The organism is Neorhizobium sp. SHOUNA12A (genome assembly GCF_023006505.1).
Lineage (GTDB): Bacteria > Pseudomonadota > Alphaproteobacteria > Rhizobiales > Rhizobiaceae > Neorhizobium.
In genome coordinates, this window is sequence record NZ_JALBGV010000027.1 from 26,108 (window position 1) to 47,206 (window position 21,099).

Annotated in this window: 18 protein-coding genes and 1 tRNA gene; 7 read left to right on the forward strand and 12 right to left on the reverse strand. The window is 61.4% G+C overall.

Going from position 1 to position 21,099, the window contains the following annotated elements; genetic code table 11:
• Nucleotides 1-52: 52 nt before the first annotated feature.
• The 3 genes from MOV63_RS14335 to pgi all read left to right on the forward strand — a co-directional run bounded on the left by MOV63_RS14335 (nucleotide 53) and on the right by pgi (nucleotide 4,845).
• Entirely contained in the window at nucleotides 53-1,750 is a 1,698-nt protein-coding gene (locus MOV63_RS14335; protein ID WP_247034392.1) for a long-chain fatty acid--CoA ligase, read from the forward strand.
• Between the two features lie 137 nt (nucleotides 1,751-1,887).
• A complete protein-coding gene (locus MOV63_RS14340; protein WP_157885053.1) occupies nucleotides 1,888-3,132 on the forward strand; it encodes an alpha/beta hydrolase in 1,245 nt (414 codons plus the stop codon).
• Between the two features lie 87 nt (nucleotides 3,133-3,219).
• Nucleotides 3,220-4,845: a glucose-6-phosphate isomerase gene (gene pgi, locus MOV63_RS14345; RefSeq protein WP_247034393.1), complete on the forward strand. Its 1,626-nt coding sequence runs from the start codon at nucleotides 3,220-3,222 to the stop codon at nucleotides 4,843-4,845.
• Between the two features lie 60 nt (nucleotides 4,846-4,905).
• Here pgi and MOV63_RS14350 read toward each other — a convergent pair whose 3' ends face one another.
• The 3 genes from MOV63_RS14350 to MOV63_RS14360 form a co-directional block, all read right to left on the reverse strand.
• Nucleotides 4,906-5,832 carry a carbohydrate kinase gene (locus tag MOV63_RS14350; RefSeq protein WP_247034394.1) on the reverse strand — a complete coding sequence of 309 codons (927 nt, stop codon included), beginning with the start codon at nucleotides 5,830-5,832 and terminating at the stop codon, nucleotides 4,906-4,908.
• Between the two features lie 73 nt (nucleotides 5,833-5,905).
• The gene (locus tag MOV63_RS14355; protein WP_038583477.1) at nucleotides 5,906-6,601 is read right to left on the reverse strand and encodes an orotate phosphoribosyltransferase; all 696 of its coding nucleotides are present in this window, start codon (nucleotides 6,599-6,601) and stop codon (nucleotides 5,906-5,908) included.
• A gap of 85 nt (nucleotides 6,602-6,686) precedes the next feature.
• Complete coding sequence (locus tag MOV63_RS14360) at nucleotides 6,687-7,865, reverse strand: GGDEF domain-containing protein (RefSeq protein ID WP_247034395.1); 1,179 nt, start codon at nucleotides 7,863-7,865, stop codon at nucleotides 6,687-6,689.
• Between the two features lie 227 nt (nucleotides 7,866-8,092).
• Between MOV63_RS14360 and MOV63_RS14365 the strand changes: the two genes are divergently transcribed.
• Nucleotides 8,093-8,476, forward strand: a complete 384-nt coding sequence (locus tag MOV63_RS14365; protein WP_247034396.1) for a hypothetical protein — start codon at nucleotides 8,093-8,095, stop codon at nucleotides 8,474-8,476.
• A 29-nt stretch (nucleotides 8,477-8,505) separates the two neighbouring features.
• Here MOV63_RS14365 and pyrC read toward each other — a convergent pair whose 3' ends face one another.
• Nucleotides 8,506-9,543 (reverse strand): dihydroorotase, encoded by a 1,038-nt coding sequence (gene pyrC / locus MOV63_RS14370; RefSeq protein ID WP_247034397.1) that lies wholly within the window; start codon nucleotides 9,541-9,543, stop codon nucleotides 8,506-8,508.
• Nucleotides 9,544-9,774: 231 nt separating this feature from the next.
• Between pyrC and MOV63_RS14375 the strand changes: the two genes are divergently transcribed.
• On the forward strand, nucleotides 9,775-10,701 hold the full coding sequence (locus MOV63_RS14375; RefSeq protein WP_247034398.1) for a tetratricopeptide repeat protein: 927 nt from the start codon (nucleotides 9,775-9,777) through the stop codon (nucleotides 10,699-10,701).
• Between the two features lie 4 nt (nucleotides 10,702-10,705).
• On the opposite strand, the gene MOV63_RS14380 is transcribed toward MOV63_RS14375, so the two are convergent.
• The 5 genes from MOV63_RS14380 to MOV63_RS14400 all read right to left on the reverse strand — a co-directional run bounded on the left by MOV63_RS14380 (nucleotide 10,706) and on the right by MOV63_RS14400 (nucleotide 15,379).
• Nucleotides 10,706-11,743: a 4-hydroxyproline epimerase gene (locus MOV63_RS14380; RefSeq protein WP_247034399.1), complete on the reverse strand. Its 1,038-nt coding sequence runs from the start codon at nucleotides 11,741-11,743 to the stop codon at nucleotides 10,706-10,708.
• A gap of 15 nt (nucleotides 11,744-11,758) precedes the next feature.
• Nucleotides 11,759-12,466 carry an SDR family oxidoreductase gene (locus MOV63_RS14385; RefSeq protein WP_247034400.1) on the reverse strand — a complete coding sequence of 236 codons (708 nt, stop codon included), beginning with the start codon at nucleotides 12,464-12,466 and terminating at the stop codon, nucleotides 11,759-11,761.
• Nucleotides 12,467-12,547: 81 nt separating this feature from the next.
• Nucleotides 12,548-14,080: a glycosyltransferase family 39 protein gene (locus tag MOV63_RS14390; protein ID WP_244447464.1), complete on the reverse strand. Its 1,533-nt coding sequence runs from the start codon at nucleotides 14,078-14,080 to the stop codon at nucleotides 12,548-12,550.
• Between the two features lie 199 nt (nucleotides 14,081-14,279).
• Complete coding sequence (locus tag MOV63_RS14395; protein ID WP_038539310.1) at nucleotides 14,280-14,750, reverse strand: nuclear transport factor 2 family protein; 471 nt, start codon at nucleotides 14,748-14,750, stop codon at nucleotides 14,280-14,282.
• Nucleotides 14,747-15,379, reverse strand: a complete 633-nt coding sequence (locus tag MOV63_RS14400) for a pyridoxamine 5'-phosphate oxidase family protein (protein WP_247034401.1) — start codon at nucleotides 15,377-15,379, stop codon at nucleotides 14,747-14,749. The genes MOV63_RS14395 and MOV63_RS14400 overlap by 4 nt, the downstream gene beginning before the upstream one ends.
• A gap of 120 nt (nucleotides 15,380-15,499) precedes the next feature.
• Between MOV63_RS14400 and MOV63_RS14405 the strand changes: the two genes are divergently transcribed.
• On the forward strand, nucleotides 15,500-16,417 hold the full coding sequence (locus tag MOV63_RS14405; protein WP_247034402.1) for a LysR family transcriptional regulator: 918 nt from the start codon (nucleotides 15,500-15,502) through the stop codon (nucleotides 16,415-16,417).
• 122 nt (nucleotides 16,418-16,539) lie between these two features.
• Here MOV63_RS14405 and MOV63_RS14410 read toward each other — a convergent pair.
• The 3 genes from MOV63_RS14410 to MOV63_RS14420 form a co-directional block, all read right to left on the reverse strand.
• Nucleotides 16,540-16,616, reverse strand: a tRNA-Arg gene (locus tag MOV63_RS14410).
• A gap of 138 nt (nucleotides 16,617-16,754) precedes the next feature.
• Nucleotides 16,755-18,185 carry a HAMP domain-containing sensor histidine kinase gene (locus tag MOV63_RS14415; RefSeq protein WP_247034430.1) on the reverse strand — a complete coding sequence of 477 codons (1,431 nt, stop codon included), beginning with the start codon at nucleotides 18,183-18,185 and terminating at the stop codon, nucleotides 16,755-16,757.
• Nucleotides 18,186-18,424: 239 nt separating this feature from the next.
• Nucleotides 18,425-20,449: a methyl-accepting chemotaxis protein gene (locus tag MOV63_RS14420; protein WP_247034404.1), complete on the reverse strand. Its 2,025-nt coding sequence runs from the start codon at nucleotides 20,447-20,449 to the stop codon at nucleotides 18,425-18,427.
• A 489-nt stretch (nucleotides 20,450-20,938) separates the two neighbouring features.
• On the opposite strand from MOV63_RS14420, the gene rpmH reads away from it, so the two are divergent.
• Nucleotides 20,939-21,073 (forward strand): 50S ribosomal protein L34, encoded by a 135-nt coding sequence (gene rpmH / locus MOV63_RS14425; protein ID WP_080719113.1) that lies wholly within the window; start codon nucleotides 20,939-20,941, stop codon nucleotides 21,071-21,073.
• The last annotated feature ends 26 nt before the right edge of the window (nucleotides 21,074-21,099 follow it).

Below are 21,099 nucleotides of genomic sequence, written 5' to 3' on the forward strand. Positions count from 1 at the left end.
CACGCGCCGGGAAAGCGCGGGATAACAAGAAAAACGATAGAGGAGGTCCAGCATGAACGAAGTCACCGCACGTACCGGTGCCAATCCACCCAAGATCTGGCTTGCCTCCTACCCGCCGACCGTGCCGGCCGAAATCCCGCCGCTGCAGCATCAATCCCTCGGAGCACTGTTCGAGGAAAGCTGCGCGCGCTATGCCGACCGCCCCGCCTTTTCGAGCATGGGCAAGGCGCTCACCTACCGAGCGCTCGAAGCGGAAAGCCGCAAGGTCGGCGCCTGGCTGCAGGCCCAGGGCCTGGTCAAGGGCGACCGCGTGGCGGTGATGCTGCCGAACATTCTCCAGAACCCTGTGATCGTCTACGGCATCCTTCGCGTCGGCATGGTCGTCGTCAACATCAACCCGCTCTATACGCCGCGCGAACTGGCCTACCAGCTCAAGGATGCCGGTGCCAAGGCGATCTTCGTACTTGAAAACTTTGCCCACACCGTACAGCAGGCCTTGCCGCAAACGGAGATCAAGCACGTCGTCGTCGCCACGATGGGCGACATGCTCGGCTTGAAGGGCCATATCGTCAATCTGGTCGTGCGCAAGGTGAAGAAACTGGTGCCGGAATGGTCGCTGCCATCGGCCCGAAGCTTTAAGCAGGTGATTGCCGAAGGCGCCCGGCAACCGATGAATGCGGTCGAGGTCTCGCCTCGCGATATCGCCTTCCTGCAGTATACGGGCGGCACGACCGGCATCTCCAAGGGCGCGATCCTCACCCATGCCAACCTGCTTGCCAACAAGGAACAGATGGCCCTGTGGCTGGAAACCGCCTTCCTCAACAAGCCGCGCCCGGAGCAGATCCAGTTCCTCTGCGCACTGCCGCTCTATCACATCTTTGCGCTGACGGTGAATTCGCTGATGGGGGTTGCCACCGGCAGCCATAATATCCTGATCGCCAACCCGCGTGACATTCCGGCCTTCGTCAAGGAACTGCAGAAGTACAAGATCCACGTCTTCCCCGGGCTCAACACGCTGTTCAATGCGTTGATGAACAATCCGGACTTCCAGAAGCTGGATTTCTCCTCGATGATCCTTGTTTTTGGCGGCGGCATGTCGGTGCAGCGACCGGTCGCCGAACGCTGGCTGAAGATGACCCATAGCCAGATCACCGAAGGTTACGGCCTGTCGGAAACCTCGCCGGTCGCCACCGCAAACCGGCTCGACGCCACAGAATTCAGCGGCATGATCGGGCTTCCCATCTCGTCTACGGAAATCTCGATCCGTAACGACGACGATTCCGAGGTGGAACTCGGCGATGTCGGTGAGATCTGCATCCGCGGCCCGCAGGTGATGGCCGGTTACTGGAACCGCCCGGACGAAACCGCCAAGGTCATGACGGCGGACGGTTATTTCCGGACCGGCGACATGGGCTACATGGACCGCCAGGGCTATACCAAAATCGTCGACCGCAAGAAGGACATGATCCTCGTCTCCGGCTTCAACGTCTATCCGAACGAGGTCGAGGAAGTCGTGGCGACCCATCCCGGCGTGCTGGAATGTGCAGCGATCGGCGTGCCGGACGAACATTCCGGCGAGGCGGTGAAGCTCTTCGTGGTCAAGAAGGACCCTAATCTGACGGAGGCGGACGTCAAGGCCCATTGCGTGACCAACCTGACCGGCTACAAGCGCCCCCGTTTCATCGAATTCCGCACCGAGCTGCCGAAATCCAATGTCGGCAAAATCCTGCGGCGGGAGCTGCGCGGCTAACCTACCGTTGCAACGCTGCGACAGATGACGACCAAGCGTGTGCCGTAAAGCCGGAATCCTTCCGTTAGCGGTGGACGATGCGGCAGTCCTTGATTAGCCCTTTCCGCGGGGGCTGGGCAAAGCATGTTGGAGTTCGCTTGGAAAGCCGCGCCGGATTTTCGTTTCATGTGATCGCCGTTCTCACGGTGCTGAGCGTTCTTGCAGGCTGTGCGGGGCGCCCCGAAGGCGTGCTCATTCCGACCCAGACGCAGGCAGCCGGGACCTCGAAGGTCGACGTGCTGGTGGCAACTACGCGACGCCCGACAGAGACGCCCGGCGTGCTGTTTTCCGGCGAGCGCGGCAAGGAACCTGTCGTCACCGAGATTGCCGTTTCCATCCCGCCCGACAAGGCTCGCGAAGTCGGGCAGGTGCAGTGGCCATCAAAGCTGCCCGCCAATCCGGCCAAGGAGTTCGCGACGGTTTCCGTGACGCCGCTTGCCACCTCGGCGGCCCAATCCTGGCTCAAGGGCCACCTGGGCAAGAGCAGGCGGGTGTTCGTCTTCGTGCACGGGTTCAACAACCGCTACGAGGACGCAGTTTATCGTTTCGCCCAGATCGTCCACGACTCCAATGCGGATGTGGCTCCGGTCCTGTTCACCTGGCCGTCGCGCGGCAGCATCTTTGCCTATAACTACGACAAGGAAAGCACCAACTATTCCCGCGATGCGCTGGAGGAGATGCTGCGACGGCTGGCGAAAGAACCGAATGTCGACGAGATCACCGTCATGGCCCATTCGATGGGATCGTGGCTGACCGTCGAGGCACTCCGGCAGATGGCGATCCGCGACGGCCGGGTGGCGCCGAAGATCCAGAACGTCATCCTTGCCTCCCCCGACCTCGATGTCGACGTGTTCGGCCAGCAGCTTGCCGAGATCGGCGAAAAGCGGCCACATTTCACGCTATTCGTTTCCCGCGACGACCGGGCGCTCAGCCTGTCGCGACGGATTTCCGGCAATATCGACCGGCTCGGCCAGGTGGATCCGACCGTCGAGCCTTATCGCAGCGAATTCGAGAAGGCCGGTATCGTGGTTCTCGACCTCACGGCGCTCAAGACCGGCGACCGGCTGAACCACGGCAAATTTGCCGAAAGCCCGGAGGTGGTGAAGCTGATCGGCAACCGACTGATTGCCGGGCAGACGGTGACCGACTCGGACGTCGGGCTCGGCGAAACGCTCGGCGCCGTGGCCCTCGGGACGGCTCAGACCGTGGGCAGCGCCGCCAGCGTAGCCGTCAGCACGCCGATCGCCATCTTCGATCCGACCACCCGCCGGAACTACAAGGACCAGGTCGACCGCTTCGGCAATTCGGTCGGCAATGCCGTCGAAACGGCGGTTGGACAATAAACGCATCGCCGCCACGGCCGTGCTTGATTTGACATCAAAACGGAATAGGTTCCCGATCATCCCTTTTCGAGTGCCGAGGAATCACCCATGCAGGCCATCGTCCAAGACCTGAAGTCCACCGTCGCGAAAACCAATGCCACGGATATCCGCGCCGCCTTTGCAGCCGATTCCGGCCGTTTCGCCAAGTTCAGCGCCGTTTTCGACGATCTCCTGATGGACTATTCCAAGACGGGCGTGAACGACGAGATCATGGCGCTGCTCGAAAAGCTGGCAGATGTCGGCGGTGTCGCCAAGAAGCGCGAGGAGATGTTCTCGGGCGTCGCGATCAACTTCACCGAAGGCCGCGCCGTGCTGCATACGGCACTGCGCAACCGCTCCAATACGCCCGTCCTAGTCGACGGCAAGGACGTGATGCCGGATGTCAACGGCGTGCTCGCCGCCATGGGCAAGTTCGCCGACGGCATCCGTTCGGGCGCGCTGAAGGGCGCGACCGGCAAAAAAATCACCGATATCGTCAATATCGGCATCGGCGGCTCCGATCTCGGCCCGGTTATGGTCACCCTGGCGCTGGCGCCTTTCCATGACGGTCCGCGGGCGCATTTCGTCTCTAACGTCGATGGCGCGCATATCGCCGACACGCTGAAGCTGCTCGACGCGGAGACAACGCTGTTCATCGTCGCCTCGAAGACCTTCACGACCGTCGAGACGATGACCAATGCTGCCTCGGCGCGCGCCTTCATCGCCGACAAGCTCGGGGAGGCGGCCGTCGGGCATCACTTCTGCGCCGTCTCCACCGCGCTCGACAAGGTCGCCGCCTTCGGCATCGACAGCGACCGCATCTTCGGGTTCTGGGATTGGGTCGGCGGACGGTATTCGATCTGGTCGGCGATCGGCTTGCCGCTGATGATCGCTGTCGGGCGTGAGAACTTTGGCAAGTTCCTGGACGGCGCGCATGCGATGGACACCCATTTCCGCACCGCCCCGGTGCGCCAGAACCTGCCGATGCTGCTCGGCCTGATCGGCTTTTATCACCGCAACGTTCTCGGTTATCCGTCGCGCGCTATCTTGCCCTATGACCAGCGGCTGCTGCGCTTCCCGGCCTATCTACAGCAGCTCGACATGGAATCGAACGGCAAGGGCGTGACGATCGACGGCACGCCGGTCGAGGGCAATTCCGGCCCCGTCGTCTGGGGCGAACCCGGCACCAACGGCCAGCACGCCTTCTATCAGCTCATCCACCAGGGCACGACGGTGATCCCGGCCGAGTTCATGATCGCCGCCAACAGTTTCGAGCCGCACCTGCGCCACCAGCACGAGCTTCTGATCGCCAACGTTCTGGCGCAGTCGGAAGCGCTGATGAAGGGCCGCACCTTCGAGGAGGCCAAGAAGCAGCTGACCGACAAGGGCATGGATGACAAGCAGGCCGATTTCATCGCGCCACATCGCGTCTTCACCGGCAACCGCCCTTCGATCACCTTCGTCCACGACAAGCTGACACCGTTTGCGCTCGGCCGGCTGATCGCGCTCTACGAACATCGGGTGTTCGTCGAAGGCGTGCTCTTCCGCATCAACTCGTTCGACCAATGGGGCGTCGAGCTCGGCAAGGAACTGGCGACCGGCCTGCTGCCCGTCGTGGAAGGCAAGGAAAGCGCTGCCGGCCATGACGCCTCGACGCAGGGGCTGGTGAAGGCCCTTCTGGCTGCCCGGAAATGACATTTCGGCCCTCACGTCAGGGGGCCGAACTATTTCCATTTAAAGACCGAGGATAGGACCTCAGAGACCTATTTCATGCGCAAACGGCGGGTTGGCGCCCGCCCGCGATACCGTGACGGCAGCGGCCTTTGCGCCGAGTGCTAGAGCTTTGCTCACGGCATCCTCGGTCAAGCCCGCAACCTTTTCCTTGGTCAGCAGGTCCTGCATCTTCAGCGAGGCCAGAATGCCGGCATCGAACGTATCGCCGGCACCGACCGTATCGACCACCGTGACGCGCTCGCTCGGCACCGAAACCTTGAAGCCTTTGGTATAGCCGGTCGCCCCATCCGCACCGCGGGTGAGGACCACCAGCTTGGCGCCCTGTTCCAGCCAATGCGCAGCTAGCGCGTCATGGTCGCCCTGCATGCCGAACCAGTCCAGATCCTCATCGGAAAACTTGATGATGTCGGACATGGCGGCCATCCGGCGGACGCGGTCCATGTGCTTCGGCTTGTCCTTGATGAAGCCCGGGCGGATGTTCGGATCGAAGGAGATCACCCGCTTGCGGTATTCGCGCGCCATCAGCGCCTCGTAGGTCCCGCCGCAGGGTTCAGGGATCAGGCTGATCGCGCCGAAATGCATGGCCTCGCAGTCATCGCCGAGCACCGGCAGGTCGGCCTCGGTGATCATCCGGCCTGCGGTGCCCTCGTCGTAGAAGGCATAGGTTGCCTGGCCGTTGACGAGTTTCACGAAGGCAATCGTGGTCGGGCGGGAAGAGACAGCCGCAAGGCTGTAATCCACGCCGCTCTTTGCCAGCGTGTCGCGCAGGACATCGCCCATCAAATCGTCGGAAATGCCGGTGAAAAACGCGGTCGGCTGACCGAGCCGGCCAAGCGCAATCGCGGTATTGAAGATCGCGCCCCCGGCGTAAGGCGCAAATCCTTTTTCACCAAGCGTGGTATCACGCGGAAGCATATCGATCAGGGCTTCGCCGCAGCACAAAATCATAAAATCCTCCCGCGCTTTCTCAGCAATTTTCAATCGATTAAGCGAGCTTTTGCCAAAAGGCTAGAGCAAAAAATCAGAGCGCGATCTCGCTCACGCCGCCATTGCGTCCCGACCAGGCCAGCGGCGCATCGAGAAAGGCCTCGACCTCCGACAGCGTGTTGTCGTCGAAAAGCTTGCCTTCGCGGGCTGCCGCGAGCACGTTGCGCCAGGTGGCGATGTGGTGAAGCTTCACCTGGCCGTTCGAGAAACGCTCGTAGGCTTCTGGGAAAATATCATAGAAGAACAGCGCGATGCCGTGATCGACAGTGGCGCCGGCTGCGCGGATCGCGTCGATGAACTTGAACATGCTGCCGCCGGCGGTCGTCAGGTCCTCGATGACCAGCACACGCGCACCCTCCGGCATATGGCCTTCGATCTGTGCATTGCGGCCATGGCCCTTCGGCGCCTTGCGGACATAGATCATCGGCAGGCCGAGCCGCTCGGCAAGGAATGCGGCAAAGGGGATACCGGCCGTCTCGCCGCCCGCGATGCAATCGAACTTTTCAAAGCCTGCTTCACGCATAACGGTAGCGGCCGCGAAATCCATGATCGCCGAGCGGATGCGCGGATAGGAAATCAGCTTGCGGCAGTCGATATAGACGGGGCTCATCAGGCCGGAGGCGAACTTGTAGGGCTTGTCGGCGCTGAAATGAACCGCTCCGATCTCCCAGAGCATCTTTGCCATCAGTTCGGCCATCACGCCGCGGTCTGGAAATGTGGTTTGAATCATGCGCCCGCTCCTTTTGTCAAAACCACGCGCCGCAATAGCAGCATGCGGCAGAGTATGCCAGACGATGTGGAAAATAAGGAGGGGATCAGGCGGTGGTGCGCGTTTCGTTCAGGTCCACCGGCCGCAGATAGCCGGCGACATGCACGCGGTCGCGGCCGGCCCGTTTTGCTTCGTAGAGCGCGGTGTCGGCGAGGCCCAGCACGGTTTCGAAAGGCTGGCCTTCCGGGGCACCGACCGCCACACCGGCACTGACGGTGCATTTCAGCATAGCCTCGCCGATGACGATGTCGCGGGCGGCGAAGCGGCGGGAGATGTCGTTGGCAATCCGCTCAGCCCGTCCGGGAAGGACTCCGTCGAGGATCATCACGAATTCCTCGCCGCCAAGCCGCGCGACGGTATGGCGGGTTTTCATGCCGCTCGCGAGGTCTTCGGCAAACAACCTCAGCACCTGGTCGCCGGCGGCATGGCCATGCTGATCGTTGATGGACTTGAACCGGTCGATATCGAAAACGATGACCGCGGTCGACGAACCGAGCGTGCGATGCGCATGCTGCTCGAAGAGAGCGCGGCGGTTGAGAAGCCCTGTCAGCGCATCGGTCATCGCATCGTGGCGATGGTGGGCCGCCATGCGCCACTGGTGGAGCGCCAGCGACAGCGCGCCGATGCCGGTCATGCCGGCGATGCAGACAGCGATATTGAGGTTTTCGGCCCAGTTGTCGGGCGCGTGGCCCAGCACCCATTGTTGCCCGTCGATCAGGACGACGGCACATAGCGCGAAAGACACCGCGGTGGCGGCGTAGAGCACCGCCATTCCGATGAGCGGTCCCGGCGCCTCCCGGCGTGCCCGCCAATATTGCCTGGCGGTTTCGAGGAGCAGCCCGGCCGTGGCAAGGTTCATGACGATGAACCCGACGCCGTCGAGGCCGGTAATCATCAGGGGCAGGCCGACAGTCACGGAGGCTGCGGTGATGGCACCGGCCATGATCCAGGGCCGGTTGCCGCTGCGGAACTGCACCGATGCCGCATAGATCGTGCCGAACCCCGCCATCAGGAACGTATAGGCGATCGAGGCACCGAGGACGTCGGCCTCTACCGTATAGGAACTATAGGCGAAAATGCCCGAGACAGTGAGGCAGAGCGCGATGACAAGGGTAAGAAGGAAGGAATCGGTGCGACGCGAATACCATGTGCCGAACAGCGTCACCATCAGGCACGCCGCTGAGACGCCCAGCGCGAGCAGAAGAGAATGGTAGTCGAGCATCATGCCTAGCTTTCTCTTCGGGTACATCCCCGCGGGAAAATCTTGGGCGCCAAGCTAAGCCCGGATTCTATCCAAAAGGTTACCGGATCGATCAAGTGTTATCTGTCCCATCCGAAGCCGTTTCATCAGCAATCTCGTTTATAGATCGCCGCGAACTACACGGAATGGATGTACATCCAGGTCCCGCGTCGCTATGCATTCTCCATCGCGCACAGGGGGAGCGTTTCCATATGTCCGTAAATTTTCTTAGGGCATTTCTTGCCGTCGTCGCCATGGTTGCGGTTTCCATTGCCACTCCAGTCCAGGCCGCATCCTATAAGGAACTGGTCAGCCAAGGGTACAAGACGGGCAAGCTGACACGCGGCCCGAGCGGCGCACAAGGCTGGATCCTGTCGAAAGACAAGACCCGGGAGTTTTGCCTGATGACAGCAACGTCTGCCTATGTCGGAAAAGCCGGCATGGTTGCTTTCACGTCAGCGGGGCGCCAAGTCAAGATCGACCGAAAGGTCTTCGAAAGCCATGCCGGCAGCGCAGGCCCCCTGCCGCAGCTCGAAGACCTGAATGCCGGTCGGCCAAGCCCGGACGATGTCGGTGTATGCCGCCCCGTGAAATAGGGAGTTGATCTGACGGTTCCGGAGGGACGTCACGCGACGTCCCAATGAAGCGGGAACATCGGATCGAAGACCGTGATCGGCCCGGCGCCGCTGTCGCGCTTGTCCGGAAACTTCACCGGACCATCACGCTTTTCAAGCGTGATGGTCTCTTCATTCGGCTTCAGTCCGTACCAGGCCGGGCCGTTGAGCGAGGTGAATGCCTCCAGCTTGTCGAGCGCATTGTCGTCCTCGAACACATGCGCAAGGCAGCTCATGGTATTGACCGACGTGTAGATGCCGGCGCAGCCGCAGGCGCATTCCTTCAGCGGATCGACATGAGGGGCGGAATCGGTGCCGAGGAAGAAGCGCGCATCACCGGATGTCGCTGCCGCCCGCAGTGCGAGGCGATGGTTCTCGCGCTTGGCGACCGGCAGGCAGTAATAATGCGGGCGAATGCCGCCGACCAGGATGGCATTGCGATTGATGATCAGGTGGTGGGTGGTGATCGAACCGGCGAGATTTCTCTCCGACGACTTGATGTAGTCGATGCCATCGGCGGTTGTCACGTGTTCCATGGTGACTTTCAGCTCCGGCAGGCGCTTGCGCAGCGGATCGAGCACGGTCTCGATGAAGACGGCCTCACGGTCGAAGATGTCGACTTCCGGCGTGGTCACCTCGCCGTGTACGCAGAGCGGCAGGCCGATCTTCGCCATGCGCTCCAGAACCGGCATCGCCTTGTTGAAGTCGCGTACGCCGCCATGGGAATTGGTCGTAGCACCGGCGGGATAAAGCTTCACGGCTGAGATCAGCCCGCTCTTGCCTCCCTCTTCCACATCGTCCGGATCGGTATGTTCCGTCAGGTAGAGCGTCATCAGCGGCTCGAAGCGATCACCGGCCGGAAGCGCCGCGAGGATGCGCTCGCGATAGGCCCTGGCATCCGAGGTCGTCACCACCGGCGGCACCAGGTTGGGCATGATGATTGCGCGTGCGAAATGTCGGCTCGTATCGCCGATCACCGCCTTGAGGACGTCGCCGTCGCGCAGGTGCAGGTGCCAGTCATCGGGGCGGCGGAGCGTGAGCGTTTTCATGGGAAGCTTCCGGACGTGATCGATTTGTCCGCCATAACATCAATGGCTCGGCCAAAACAATCCGATCATGCGAGGAACCTACAATCCAGCAGGCCCGATGCAGATTACTTCTCACGCAAACGTGCGGGATCCAGAGGTTCATCACGCATGAAAGATGAAAGGCACACGGAACCGGCGCCCGCTTGCAGCGTTCGTTAAGCAATCTAAAGAATCAGTAAATCGGAGCGAACAATGAAATCCCGCTTCTCCAAAGTCAACAGGGGTTTTGCGATTGCCACAGGTACTGCTGCAGCGCTCTGCGCGCTGACCGTTTCGCTAGGCGCAGAGGAGCGGGCCAACCTACAACTCGCGTCTGCCATGCAGACGGAGTGCGATCGGCTCGCCGGCAGCCCCTACGATCAGCAGCGCAACGGCGAATTCGCCCCGGTCGGCATTTCCGATATAGACGGCACCGCGGTGGACGCCTGCCGCACGGCCTATGACACGACCGGCAACCCGCGCTTCGCCTATCAGCTCGGCCGGGCTCTCAACAAGACCCAGCAGGCCGGCCAGGCGATGAGCGCGTATGACATTGCGGTCAAGGCGGGGTATCCCGCCGCCAAGGTCAATTTCGGCATGCTGATGGGCCGGCTCGGCGACGAGCGATCCGAATTCCAGTTCTATACGGAAGCCGCCAACAGCGGCAACGTTCTTGCCGCCTACAATCTCGGCGTCGCCTATCGCGATGGCCTCGGCACCCAGCCGGATGTCAAGCGGGCGCTCAGTTGGTTTGAAAAGGCGGCAGCGGAAGGCGACGATACCGCTGCCTTCAACATTGGCGCGATCTATGACGAAGGCCACCTCGTAGAGCAGGACGACCAGACCGCGATCGCCTGGTACGACCTTGCGGCCCAGCGCGGCAATGCCGATGCAATGATCAATCTCGGGCTGATGTACGAAGCCGGCGAAGGCATCGAAGCAAATGCTCTGAAGGCTGCTGAAATGTACGGCAAAGCTGCCGAGAAGGGCGACGTCTTCGGCGCCTACAAATTCATGCAGATGCAGGAGCTGGGTGTTGTCCCGGGTCCGAGCGCCCCCGCAACGACCGAAGGTGTCAATTCGCTGGTGCTGAAGCCGGGCGACATGGAACAGACGGCCGGCAACGGCAAGGAAATCTGAAAGCTCAGATTTCTCCGGCGGACGGCCCCCATACGTCGGTCATCGCAAAGCCGTCCGACAACGGGTCAAATGGATCAAGAGCGATCTGATGCAGACCGAAGGTGAACCCGCGGCCGGTGATCGTCGGAATGATCGCCGGCTTTCCGGCGACCTCCGTTTCGGACGCCAGTCCCACCTCGAACTCAGAACCGATGATCGAACGTGACTTGAAGACATCCCCCACCTTTACCTTGCCGCGCGCATGGAGCGCTGCCAGATTGGCGGAATTGCCGGTGCCGCAGGGCGAACGGTCCGCCCTCCCCGGCCACATTGTCGTGCAGGTGCGCACCGTACCGTCGGCCTCCGTATCGCGGAACATCACATAAGCGACGCCTGAGATCGCCGGAATTTCCGGATGCACGACCTCGATCTGCCTGTTGATCAGGTCCTTCAGCACCATGCCTGCCTGGACGAGCGCTGCCGCATTGCCCTTCTCGATGGTCAGACCGATCTGGCCGACATCCACCAGTCCGTAAAAGATCCCACCGTAACAAAGATCGAGCGTGATCTCGCCCCATGACGGGGTCTGAACCTTGACATCAAGCTGATGCACGAAGGACGGCACCATGGTGAGCTTCACCTTCTCGCAGCGGCCGTCGCGGCAGGTTGCCGTTGCCCGCACGAGGCCGGCGGCGGTTTCCAGCGTCACGACGGTTTCAGGCTCCTGCATTTCGACGATGCCGGATTCCAGAAGCGCTGTCGTGACGCAGATCGAGTTCGAGCCGGAACTCGCATGCGCCTGGTCCGGCTGCAGGATGATGAAGGCGGCGTCCGCATCGGGATGTTTCGGCGGCAGCAGCAGGTTGACCGAGCCGATCGGCGCTCCGCGCGGCTCGAGGCAGAGGAAGCGGCGAAGTTCATTGCCCTTCGGATCGGTGTTCAGCCAGCGAAGCTGATCGGCAACCGTTTCGCCCGGGATCTTCGGCACGCCGCCGATCGCGACCTTGCCGATCTCACCTTCGCAATGAACGTCCAGCAGCTGGATCGTGCGCTTCCATCTCATCCCATATGCTCCCGATCAGACGTGGCGAGTGATGCCGCCATCAACGCGGATGTTCTGGCCGGTGATGTATCCCGCACCATCCGAAAGGAGGAAGGCGGCTGTCTTCGCAACTTCTTCCACCTGTCCGACGCGCTTCATCGGTACCTTTTCCGCCGTCCCCGGCTTGTGGTCGAGACTGTCGATGAAACCAGGCAGGATGCAGTTCATGCGGATGTTGTCGGCGGCATAACGGTCCGAATAGAGTTTGGCGAAGGCTCCGGCGGCGGCGCGATAGGTGCACGAGACCGGGAAGATCAATGACGGCTCATAAGCCGCGAAGGTTGTGATGTTGACGAAGGCGCCCTTGCCTTGGCTCAGCATGACCGGCGTCACCAGGCGCGCCATGCGCACCAGAGACAGGATCATCATGTCCGAACCGAGCGTCCAGTCCTCGTCGCTGATATCGAGCAGGTCGCCCTTCGGCGGGTGGCCGGTATGATTGACCACGGCATCGACGCGGCCATAGGTCTTCATGGTGAGGTCTAAAATCGCCTGGATGTCCTCGGCCTTTTCCGCGACGCCCCGCGAGGCGACGCCGCCCAGCTCGGCTGCCAGCTTCTCGCAGCTTTCGGAGGGCGACATCAGTGCAAGCTTGTAACCCTGAGCGTGCAGTTCGCGGGCGATCGCCTCACCCATGCCGCGCCCGCCGCCGGTGATCAGCGCGACCTTTTCCATCTCAGCCATCGGAATCTCCTCTAAGCCTTGTCCGCCTGCGAACAGGTTTCCCGAACAGATATATCAGCCTCGCCGGTTTGCCTACCGTCTTCAGCGAAGCCAGAGATAACCGAGGTTGAGTTGAATTTTACCGTCGCCGTAATAATAAGGCCGGGAGAGGGATTTTGCAGGCGATGGGGTCAGTCCGAGCCTCTCGATCGAGGAAAGATCGATCGACGGCGAGCCAGGCGTCCCCCCTTCATCGGCCCAGATCGCCAGAACTGGCGCTTTCATGGCGTTCGCAGCCGGGAACCCGGCGATCGGCTGCTCCGAATTGATGACCGGCACATCGGGAAACTGTAGCCGCATATTGCCAGCCAGGTTCATGCCGGCCGCAATGATCACCGCCGGTCGACCTTCAGCTTTCAGAGCCTCGGCGACGGAGGCGAACGGATAGTTGATCCGGGTGTAGCCGCCGGTGAGCCCGCCCGTCAGCGTCTTGCCCGCCAGCGGCACCAGCGTCACGAGCATGATGACGGCGAAGACGGGGACGAAGCGCCTGAGATGGGACGTGGTATCGATACCCGCCCGCTCCAGCTTCAGAAGCAGATAAAGCGGCAAAGGCAGAAGATAGGGATCGAGCCAGCGCTCCGTAATCTTGGTCGTCCCTGTGAAAAGGATGACGAGCACGACACCGAGCAGGCCCACCGCCATCATCAGGCCCAGAAGGCGCGTCCAGCGGTCTCCTGCCTTCAGCGATTGCCTGAACTCCCTTTTAAAGGCGACCGCGAAGATGACGACCGTCAGCGCGCCGAACGCGATGCAGGCAAGCATCAGCGAGCCGAGGGCACGTGCAATACGGACGGCGCCATGGGGTGCGTTCGCCTCGACCATCTTGCCGATCGTGCCAGATGTCGCGAGATCGAGGTGGCTGAGAAGCCAGAGGGCGTGCGGGAGGACGATGACCAGGCTGACGATCGCAGTCAGCAGGATGCGCGGATCAAAAAGACGGGGGCGCCATTCCCTGTCGCAGAATACAGCGATGATGGTGGCGGCGGGCAGCAGCGCGAAATTGTATTTCGAGATCGTGCCGATGCCGATCGCGATCCCAATGATCAGGTAGCCCTGCCAATCCGCCCGGACAAGGGTTCGGAAGAGCCCGTAGAGGAACAGCGACGTCGCCATCAGCACTGCGACGGTATGGGTCAGATCCTGCTGTGGCATGTAGGAGAGTTGCGGCAGGGTGAGCAGGCTCAGCATCGCCAGCGCAGCAAAGCCGGGCCGCCTATGGAGTTCGCGTGCCGTCATGCCGAAAAACACGTAGCACAAAAGCAGCAGCAGGAATTTCGGCAGGGTCAGCGAGAAAAGCGAAATGCCGGTCACGCTGACAAAAGCATTCTGAACCCAGTTGTAGAAAGGCGGCTGCGGCCCGTAACCGGCCAGCCAATATTGTGAAAACAACGCCTGCTCGGCCTCGTCCAGCGTCAGCGCGTTGGGAAGCGCCAGGCGAACAGCGACGCTCAGCAAGAAATAGGCGCCAAGAAAAAGCGCCGCAGGCCCAAGGCCACCGGCCAGAAACCCTGCCAACCGGCCGGGTTTTTTCAACTCATCGGAACGCACCGCGTCCACGCTCTCACGATTCATTTTCTCTATTCTTCAGGAAAACATCATATGGCAGCACGTGACACGACCTGGGGCGCGGATCAATAGAGCCTCGTGCTCAGCGTTCTATAACTTGGGGGAAATTGACCGCATACGCGTCGGCCAGTGCTCTCCATCGTGTGAGCCGGCAGGCGCGACACACGTAGAACTGCCACAGCCGAGGGAAGCGATCATTCGAGGGTCAAAAGCCCAGATCGCTGAGGCTGGGGTGCTCGTCCGGCCGCCGGCCGAGGGGCCAATGGTAGCGGCGGTCGCTCTCGCGGATGGGTGTGTCGTTGATGGAGGCGAAGCGCCGGCGCATCAGACCGTTTTCGTCAAACTCCCAGTTCTCGTTGCCGTAGGAGCGAAACCAGTTTCCGCTATCGTCGTGCCACTCGTAGGCGAAGCGCACGGCTATGCGGTTCTCGCCGAAGCTCCACAGCTCCTTGATGAGCCGGTAGTCCAGCTCTCGTTGCCATTTGCGCGTGAGGAAACCGACGATCGCTTCACGCCCCTGGACGAATTCGGCGCGGTTGCGCCAAAAGCTATCGACGGTATAGGCGAGCGCCACGCGGGCCGGGTCGCGGCTGTTCCAGCCGTCTTCCGCAAGCCGGACTTTTTCGACAGCCGTTTCCAGTGTGAACGGCGGCAGTGGAGGACGTTGATCGCTCATTGCGTATCTCCAGGGGTGGCAAGGCGAGCCCGCAGCTCGGCATTTTCGGATTCGAGCTGAGCAAGACGTTCCCTCAAGGGACGAACCACTTCGTTGACTTCTCCCTCGGTGAAGCGAGGCGTGATGTGTTGCGGACAGTTCCAGTCGAAGCTCTCGAGCCGCAGCCGGAAGATGCGCTCGATCTTGGCGCGGTAATTCGGGTCGGTGACCAGCATAGTCAGTTCAGGATCCGCGTCGAGCGCCACCTCTTCGACATGTGCGTAGATCTTCAGCCGGGCGCGATGCGCGTAGTCCATCAGGAAGAGGCTGACCCGGTCGTTCGCTGCCACATTGCCGGTGCTGATGTACTGGCGATTGCCGCGGTAATCGGCAAAAGCCAATGTGCGGTCATCGACCACCTTCAGGAAACCGCTCGGACCGCCCCGATGCTGGACATAGGGCCAGCCGGTTTCCGAAACCGACGCCATATAGAAGCTGTCGCGGGCAGCGATAAAGGCCGCTTCGTTTTCCGTCAGTCGATCGAAGTCGCGATCGCCGTTGAAGTTCTGCCAGATGTGGTCGACACCCATCGTTTTCTGTGCGGCCCGGACGCTGGGCGTTATAGCGATATCCAGAAAGCCATAGGACATGATGGACCTCCTTCAGGTCGGGAGCCGCGATCGGCGGGTTGCCTGAGACAATGCCTCTTTTCACAAATCTGCAGAATAGAGTAAGATTGGAACTCATCTTACCAAAAAATGGAAAAGTGGATGGATCGCTTCGAAGCCATGTCAATGCTGCTGGAGGTAGTGGACAAGGGTAGCCTGTCTGCCGCGGGCCGGGCGCTCCGGGTTCCCGTGCCGACGCTCAGCCGGAAGATCTCCGAGCTTGAGGCATCGCTTGGTGCGCGCCTGCTGATCCGCACGACCCGCAAACTAACCCTGACCGACGCAGGCGCCACCTATGTGACCGCCGCGAGGCGTATTCTCGAACAGGTTGAGGATGCCGAACGCGAGGCAGCCGGCGAGTTCACTGCACCGAAGGGTGAACTGGTCGTCACGGCGCCGGTTATGTTCGGCCGGCTGCATGTGCTGCCCATCGTCATCGACTTCCTGGCACTGTTCCCCGAGATCAACATCCGCCTGCTGCTCGCCGATCGCAACGTTCATCTTGTCGACGACCATGTCGATATGGCCGTCCGGATCGGGCAGCTGCCGGACAGCGCGATGGTCGCGACGCGGATCGGATCGATGCGGATGGTCACCTGCGCCAGCCCGGCCCTGCTGGCGGTCGATGGCATTCCGCAGACACCCGAGGACCTTCGACGGATGCCGTGGGTGACGTTCGAAGGGCCAATCCCATCGCCGATTCGGCACATGTTATCGACGGGATCAAGCACGACCGCTGAGATGATCGCTGCACCCCGCCTTTCGGTCTCGACTGCCGAGGCCGCCGCGGAAGCCGCGATGCGTAATGTCGGGGTGACGCGGCTGCTCCATTACCAGGTGGAAGACGCGATCAAAGCCGGAGCGCTCCGGATCATCCTGGAATCATTCGAGCCGGAGCCGGCCCCCATCCATCTCATCCACGCCGCGCGCGGCCAGATGCCGCTCAAGATGCGCAGCTTCTTGGATTTCGCGACACCGAGGCTGCGCCAGGCACTCGGCAGGATCAGCTCGGCCACTTGAGGCATTGCATGACTGCGATCGAAAGCCGCGAAACATGGTCGCCGGTTCAATACTTTGGGGAAGATTATCCTTGACCGCTAGACCATGAAGGGACGCCTGTAGCATCGTCTAGCGGAAAAATATGGCGCACCCGGAGCGATTCGAACGCCCGACCCCCAGATTCGTAGTCTGGTGCTCTATCCAGCTGAGCTACGGGTGCGTCTGCAAGCAGTGCGTGACCGCTTGCGTGGCGATCCTCTAAAACGTCCGCATTCCGATTGCAAGCGATTTTACCGCGGGCAACGTCATTTTGCTGTCACTTCTCGCTCAAACCGTTGAGAAGCAACATTTATTTGCATCAGGCCCGAGCCCGGTAGTCCTCCAGCGACACCGGACGATCGGGAATTTCTATCCTGAACTGCGTGCCGGGGCCGGGTTTCTCCACAAGCGCGATGGTGCCGCCGTGGGCGAGAACAAGCTCGCGGGCGATCACCAGGCCAAGCCCGGTGCCGCCCGACCGCGCCGAGCCGCGGAACGCGGAAAACAGGTTTTCGCGGGCCTTTCGGGGCATGCCGGGGCCCGTGTCGTCAATGGTAATGCTGACGACGCTGCCCACCCGGTGCGCGGAGACCGTTACCCGGCGAACCATGGACGCATCCTGCGGATCGAAATTCACCAGCGCCTGGACAGCGTTACGGCAAAGATTATGGATGACGCGGAAAATCTGCTCGCTATCGCAATCCACTTCCAGATCAGCGGCGATCTGGTCCAGGAATTCGATGCCTATCTCCGGATCGATCGCCAGCATGTCGCGCACTTCCTGGGCCAACGCAGCAAAGCGGATGCGGCGGCGGCGGGGTGCTGCTTCGGAGGCCTGCCCATAGGCCAGGACTTCGCTCGTATAACCTACAGCCCGGTCTATAGTGCGCAGCAGTTTCGGTGCAAAACTCCTCACCATCGGATCATCGACGTCGGTCAGGCGATCCGACATCAGCTGCGCCGATGCCAGGATGTTGCGCATATCATGGTTGATCTTGGACACGGCAAGGCCAAGATCCGCGAGGTTCTTCTGCTGTTTCAGGATGCGCTGCAATTGCGCCTGCATGGCAGTGAGGTGACGGCCTGCGACGGCAAGTTCGCCCCGGGAGCGATCGGCGCTAAAGACGCGGGCGGGATCGTCCGGCTGCTCCGAGAAAAGCTGCATGCTATGGGTGAGCCGCCGGATCGGCATGATCATCATGCGGTTGATGGCAAGGAAAATCAGCACCGCGGTGATCAGGGAGATCAATAGCGACAGCAGAAACATTGTCTTCGAATATTTCAGCATGTCCTTGCGCAGGGCGTCATCGGTCATGACCAGTTCGATGATCATGTCGCTGTCGCCGATCGGACCATAGACGCGCATGACCCGGCGACCGCCGAAGACGAGCGTGTCGACTGCATCGCACATTGCCGAGACCAACGGGGTGTTGGCGAGATCGAACACCTGATCGATCTGGGGCTGCGTGTCCGTGGCAGCCAGCAGCCGCGAGGTGCCGTCCTTGCGCAGCGCGATCACCTTGGTGCCGGTGGCAAGCAGCGTATCGTCCTGCACGGCGCGGGGGAGTTCAGCGGGCTGCAATCCGTCGATGACGATGCCGGCGGCGGCGGCGGTATCCAGACGATCACGCAGCCAGTTCATCCGCATGGTCGCGACGGAGGGGATGAAGATCAGCACTTCGGCCATCATCACGAAAATGACGGTGAGCCATAAAAGCCTGCCGGAAAGGCCGCGGAAAAGACGCGGCATGGTTTCCGGGCCTGCGCCTTCCGGCGAGGACCCCGAGCGCCCCGAGGTATGAACCTCGTCGTCCATGCGGATCTCCATTTCCGAAATACTGGACCCGCCGGATCGAAGCGGGCACAGGGATGATCAGCCATTCTAGAGCTTCAGCGGTTTTTTACCAGTCCCTTTGCCGCAGTGCAAAAGAGAAAGCGGAGAGGGTTGCCCATCTCCGCTTCCTTATTCGATCGATATGCGAAACTGGATCAGAATTCTTCCCAATCCCCGGCAACGGCTGCCGTTGCGGTAGCCGTTCCGCCGAAAGCGCGGGAGAGTGCGCCAGTCATCGCTTTCACCGGTGAGACGCGCGGCCGATGAACGGCAGCCGCCGCGGGCCGCGGGGCCCTGACCGGTTCGGCGACGCGCTCGCTCTCCTGGCCGATGTCGAAATTGGAGACCAGCGCAAACAGGCTATCGGCCTCGGAGGAGAGGGTCTGGGTCGCGGCCGACGTCTCCTCGACCATGGCGGCATTCTGCTGGGTCACCTGGTCCATCTGGTTGACGGCCGTACTGACCTCGCCGAGCCCCGTCGCCTGCTCGCGGGAGGCGACGGCGATCGAGTGGATATGGTCATTGATGCTCAAAACGCGGGTTTCGATTTCCGACAGCGCCTCGCCGGTCTTTTGGACCAGCATCACGCCTCCGGCAACTTCCTCGCCGGATTTGCTGATCAGCGCCTTGATGTCCTTTGCGGCACTTGCCGAGCGCTGGGCGAGTTCGCGGACTTCCTGCGCGACGACGGCAAAACCCTTGCCGGCTTCGCCTGCACGGGCCGCCTCGACGCCGGCGTTCAGAGCCAGAAGATTGGTCTGGAAGGCGATCTCGTCGATGACGTTGGTGATCTGCGCGATCTCGCGGGAGGCCTGCTCGATCCGACCCATAGCATCGACGGCGCTGCGCACCACCTCGCCCGACTGGACCGCGCTCTGCTTGGCCTCGCCGACCATGACGGTTGCCTCGTGCGCCCGCTCGGTCGAACTCTTGACGACGGCGGTGATCTCCGCGAGCGCGGCTGAAGTTTCCTCCAGCGCGGCGGCCTGCTGTTCGGTACGGCGAGACAGATCGTTGGTCGCCCGGCTGAGCTCGGCGGCGCTCCCGTTGATGGAGCCGGTGGCGGTGCGGACATTGCGCATCGTGCCACGCAACGTATCCATGGTGCCGTTGACATTGTGCTGCAGCTCGGCAAACGCACCCTTGAAAGTGCCCCGCATGCTGTCGGTGAGGTCGCCGTCGGCAAGGCTTTTTACGACGCGCCGGGTTTCGGACACCCCGGCATCGACGCTCTCGACGAGCATGTCGACGTCACGGGCGAAACGGTCGAGGCTCTCCTCGCCCCATTGCTTGTCGATACGGCGGGTGAAATCGCCCTCCGCGGCGGCCGCGACGACGGCCGCCATGCGGGTCTGCAGATCGTCGCTCTTGCCGCGCATGGTCGCTTCGGACGCATTCATGCGCGCGACCTCGATGCCGTTCTTGCGGAAGATCTCGATCGCGGCGGCCATATCGCCAATCTCGTCGGCGCGATCCGCACCGCCGACGACCGTATCGAATTCGCCGGCAGCGATGTGTTTCATGGACCGGGTCAGATCGGTGATCGGATGGCTGAGCTGGCGGCGGCCCAGGTAAAGGCCGAAACCGGCACCGGCGGCTACGCCTGCCAGGGTAACCGCGGAGACGAGTATGAAAAGGGTCTGCGTGAAGTCGTTGAGCTCTTCATTGACGGCGGCGAGAACGGCTTTGTCGGTAGCGACAATCGCATCGATCTCGACCTGATAGGCTTTGCGGTTGTTTCGGTTGGCGTCGTTATTGCCCTGCTCGTTGGCGGCAGCCGGGCTCACCTCCCGGCCAAGGCGGGCCGTCTCGGTCCGAAAACCGGTGAACTCCTTGGAACGGGCGAGCAATTTGTCGAATGCGGCACGTTCATCGGTAGGGACGATCTTGTCCCAATCCTTGAGAAGCTTGCCCATTTCATCCAGGTAACCGAGGATGCCATCGCCGAATTTTCCGCCCTCCTTGATGTCCTTCGACATGTAGACGCCTCGGGAATCCATCACGACGGCCGTGACGAGCCGGTTCAGGTGCTCACCCTTGTGGGCGCGGTCCGCGGCCAGTTCATATTGAACCATCATCTGGCGATATTCCGCCATGGCAAACAACGCCATGCCGCCAATAAAGCAGGCCACGAGGCTCATCAGACCGACGAGGAGGTTGATTTTCCCTCGAATTTTCATTTCTTTCCCTTCCAACGCGACTTATCGTGTGAGGAAGGGCTGGTTCGTGACCAGCTTCTCTTCCATTCAATGCTAAAATTAGCCTTTAGAAATTAAAGAAACGCTTAGAGAAAAAGGTATCTGCGCAGCCTTGGCGGGCATGATTTTTCCTGCCGCGCTCGGCGGTTGAGAGATTTGACGTTTGATAGGGAAGATGCCTCACATCTTCTATTTCTTACCCCTCAATTCATGGGGGAAATATTAGTGCAGCCGCACTGCAATGTCGCAGCGGGGCGCTTTGATAGAAGATCAACCGGCTCTCGGCTTACGAGCAAAAGAGCCCGGCAGCGATTGACTTTTCCGGCGGAGTCCTCTTATAAGCCGCCCACGTTCAGCTCCGGCGGGCTTGCACGCATGCGGCCGCCTGCGCAGATCGTTTTTCCGAAGCGCTCTTGCCGTCGTGATGACGGCAAACTCCAAGAAGGGCCGCACACCGCGGTATTAAAATAAATGAAGCGTACCTATCAACCGTCCAAGCTTGTTCGCAAGCGCCGCCACGGATTCCGCACCCGTATGGCCACCAAAGGTGGTCGTCTGGTTCTCTCCGCACGTCGCGCCCGTGGCCGCAAGCGTCTCTCGGCCTAAGGCCTGAGATGCCCGAGACGACCGGG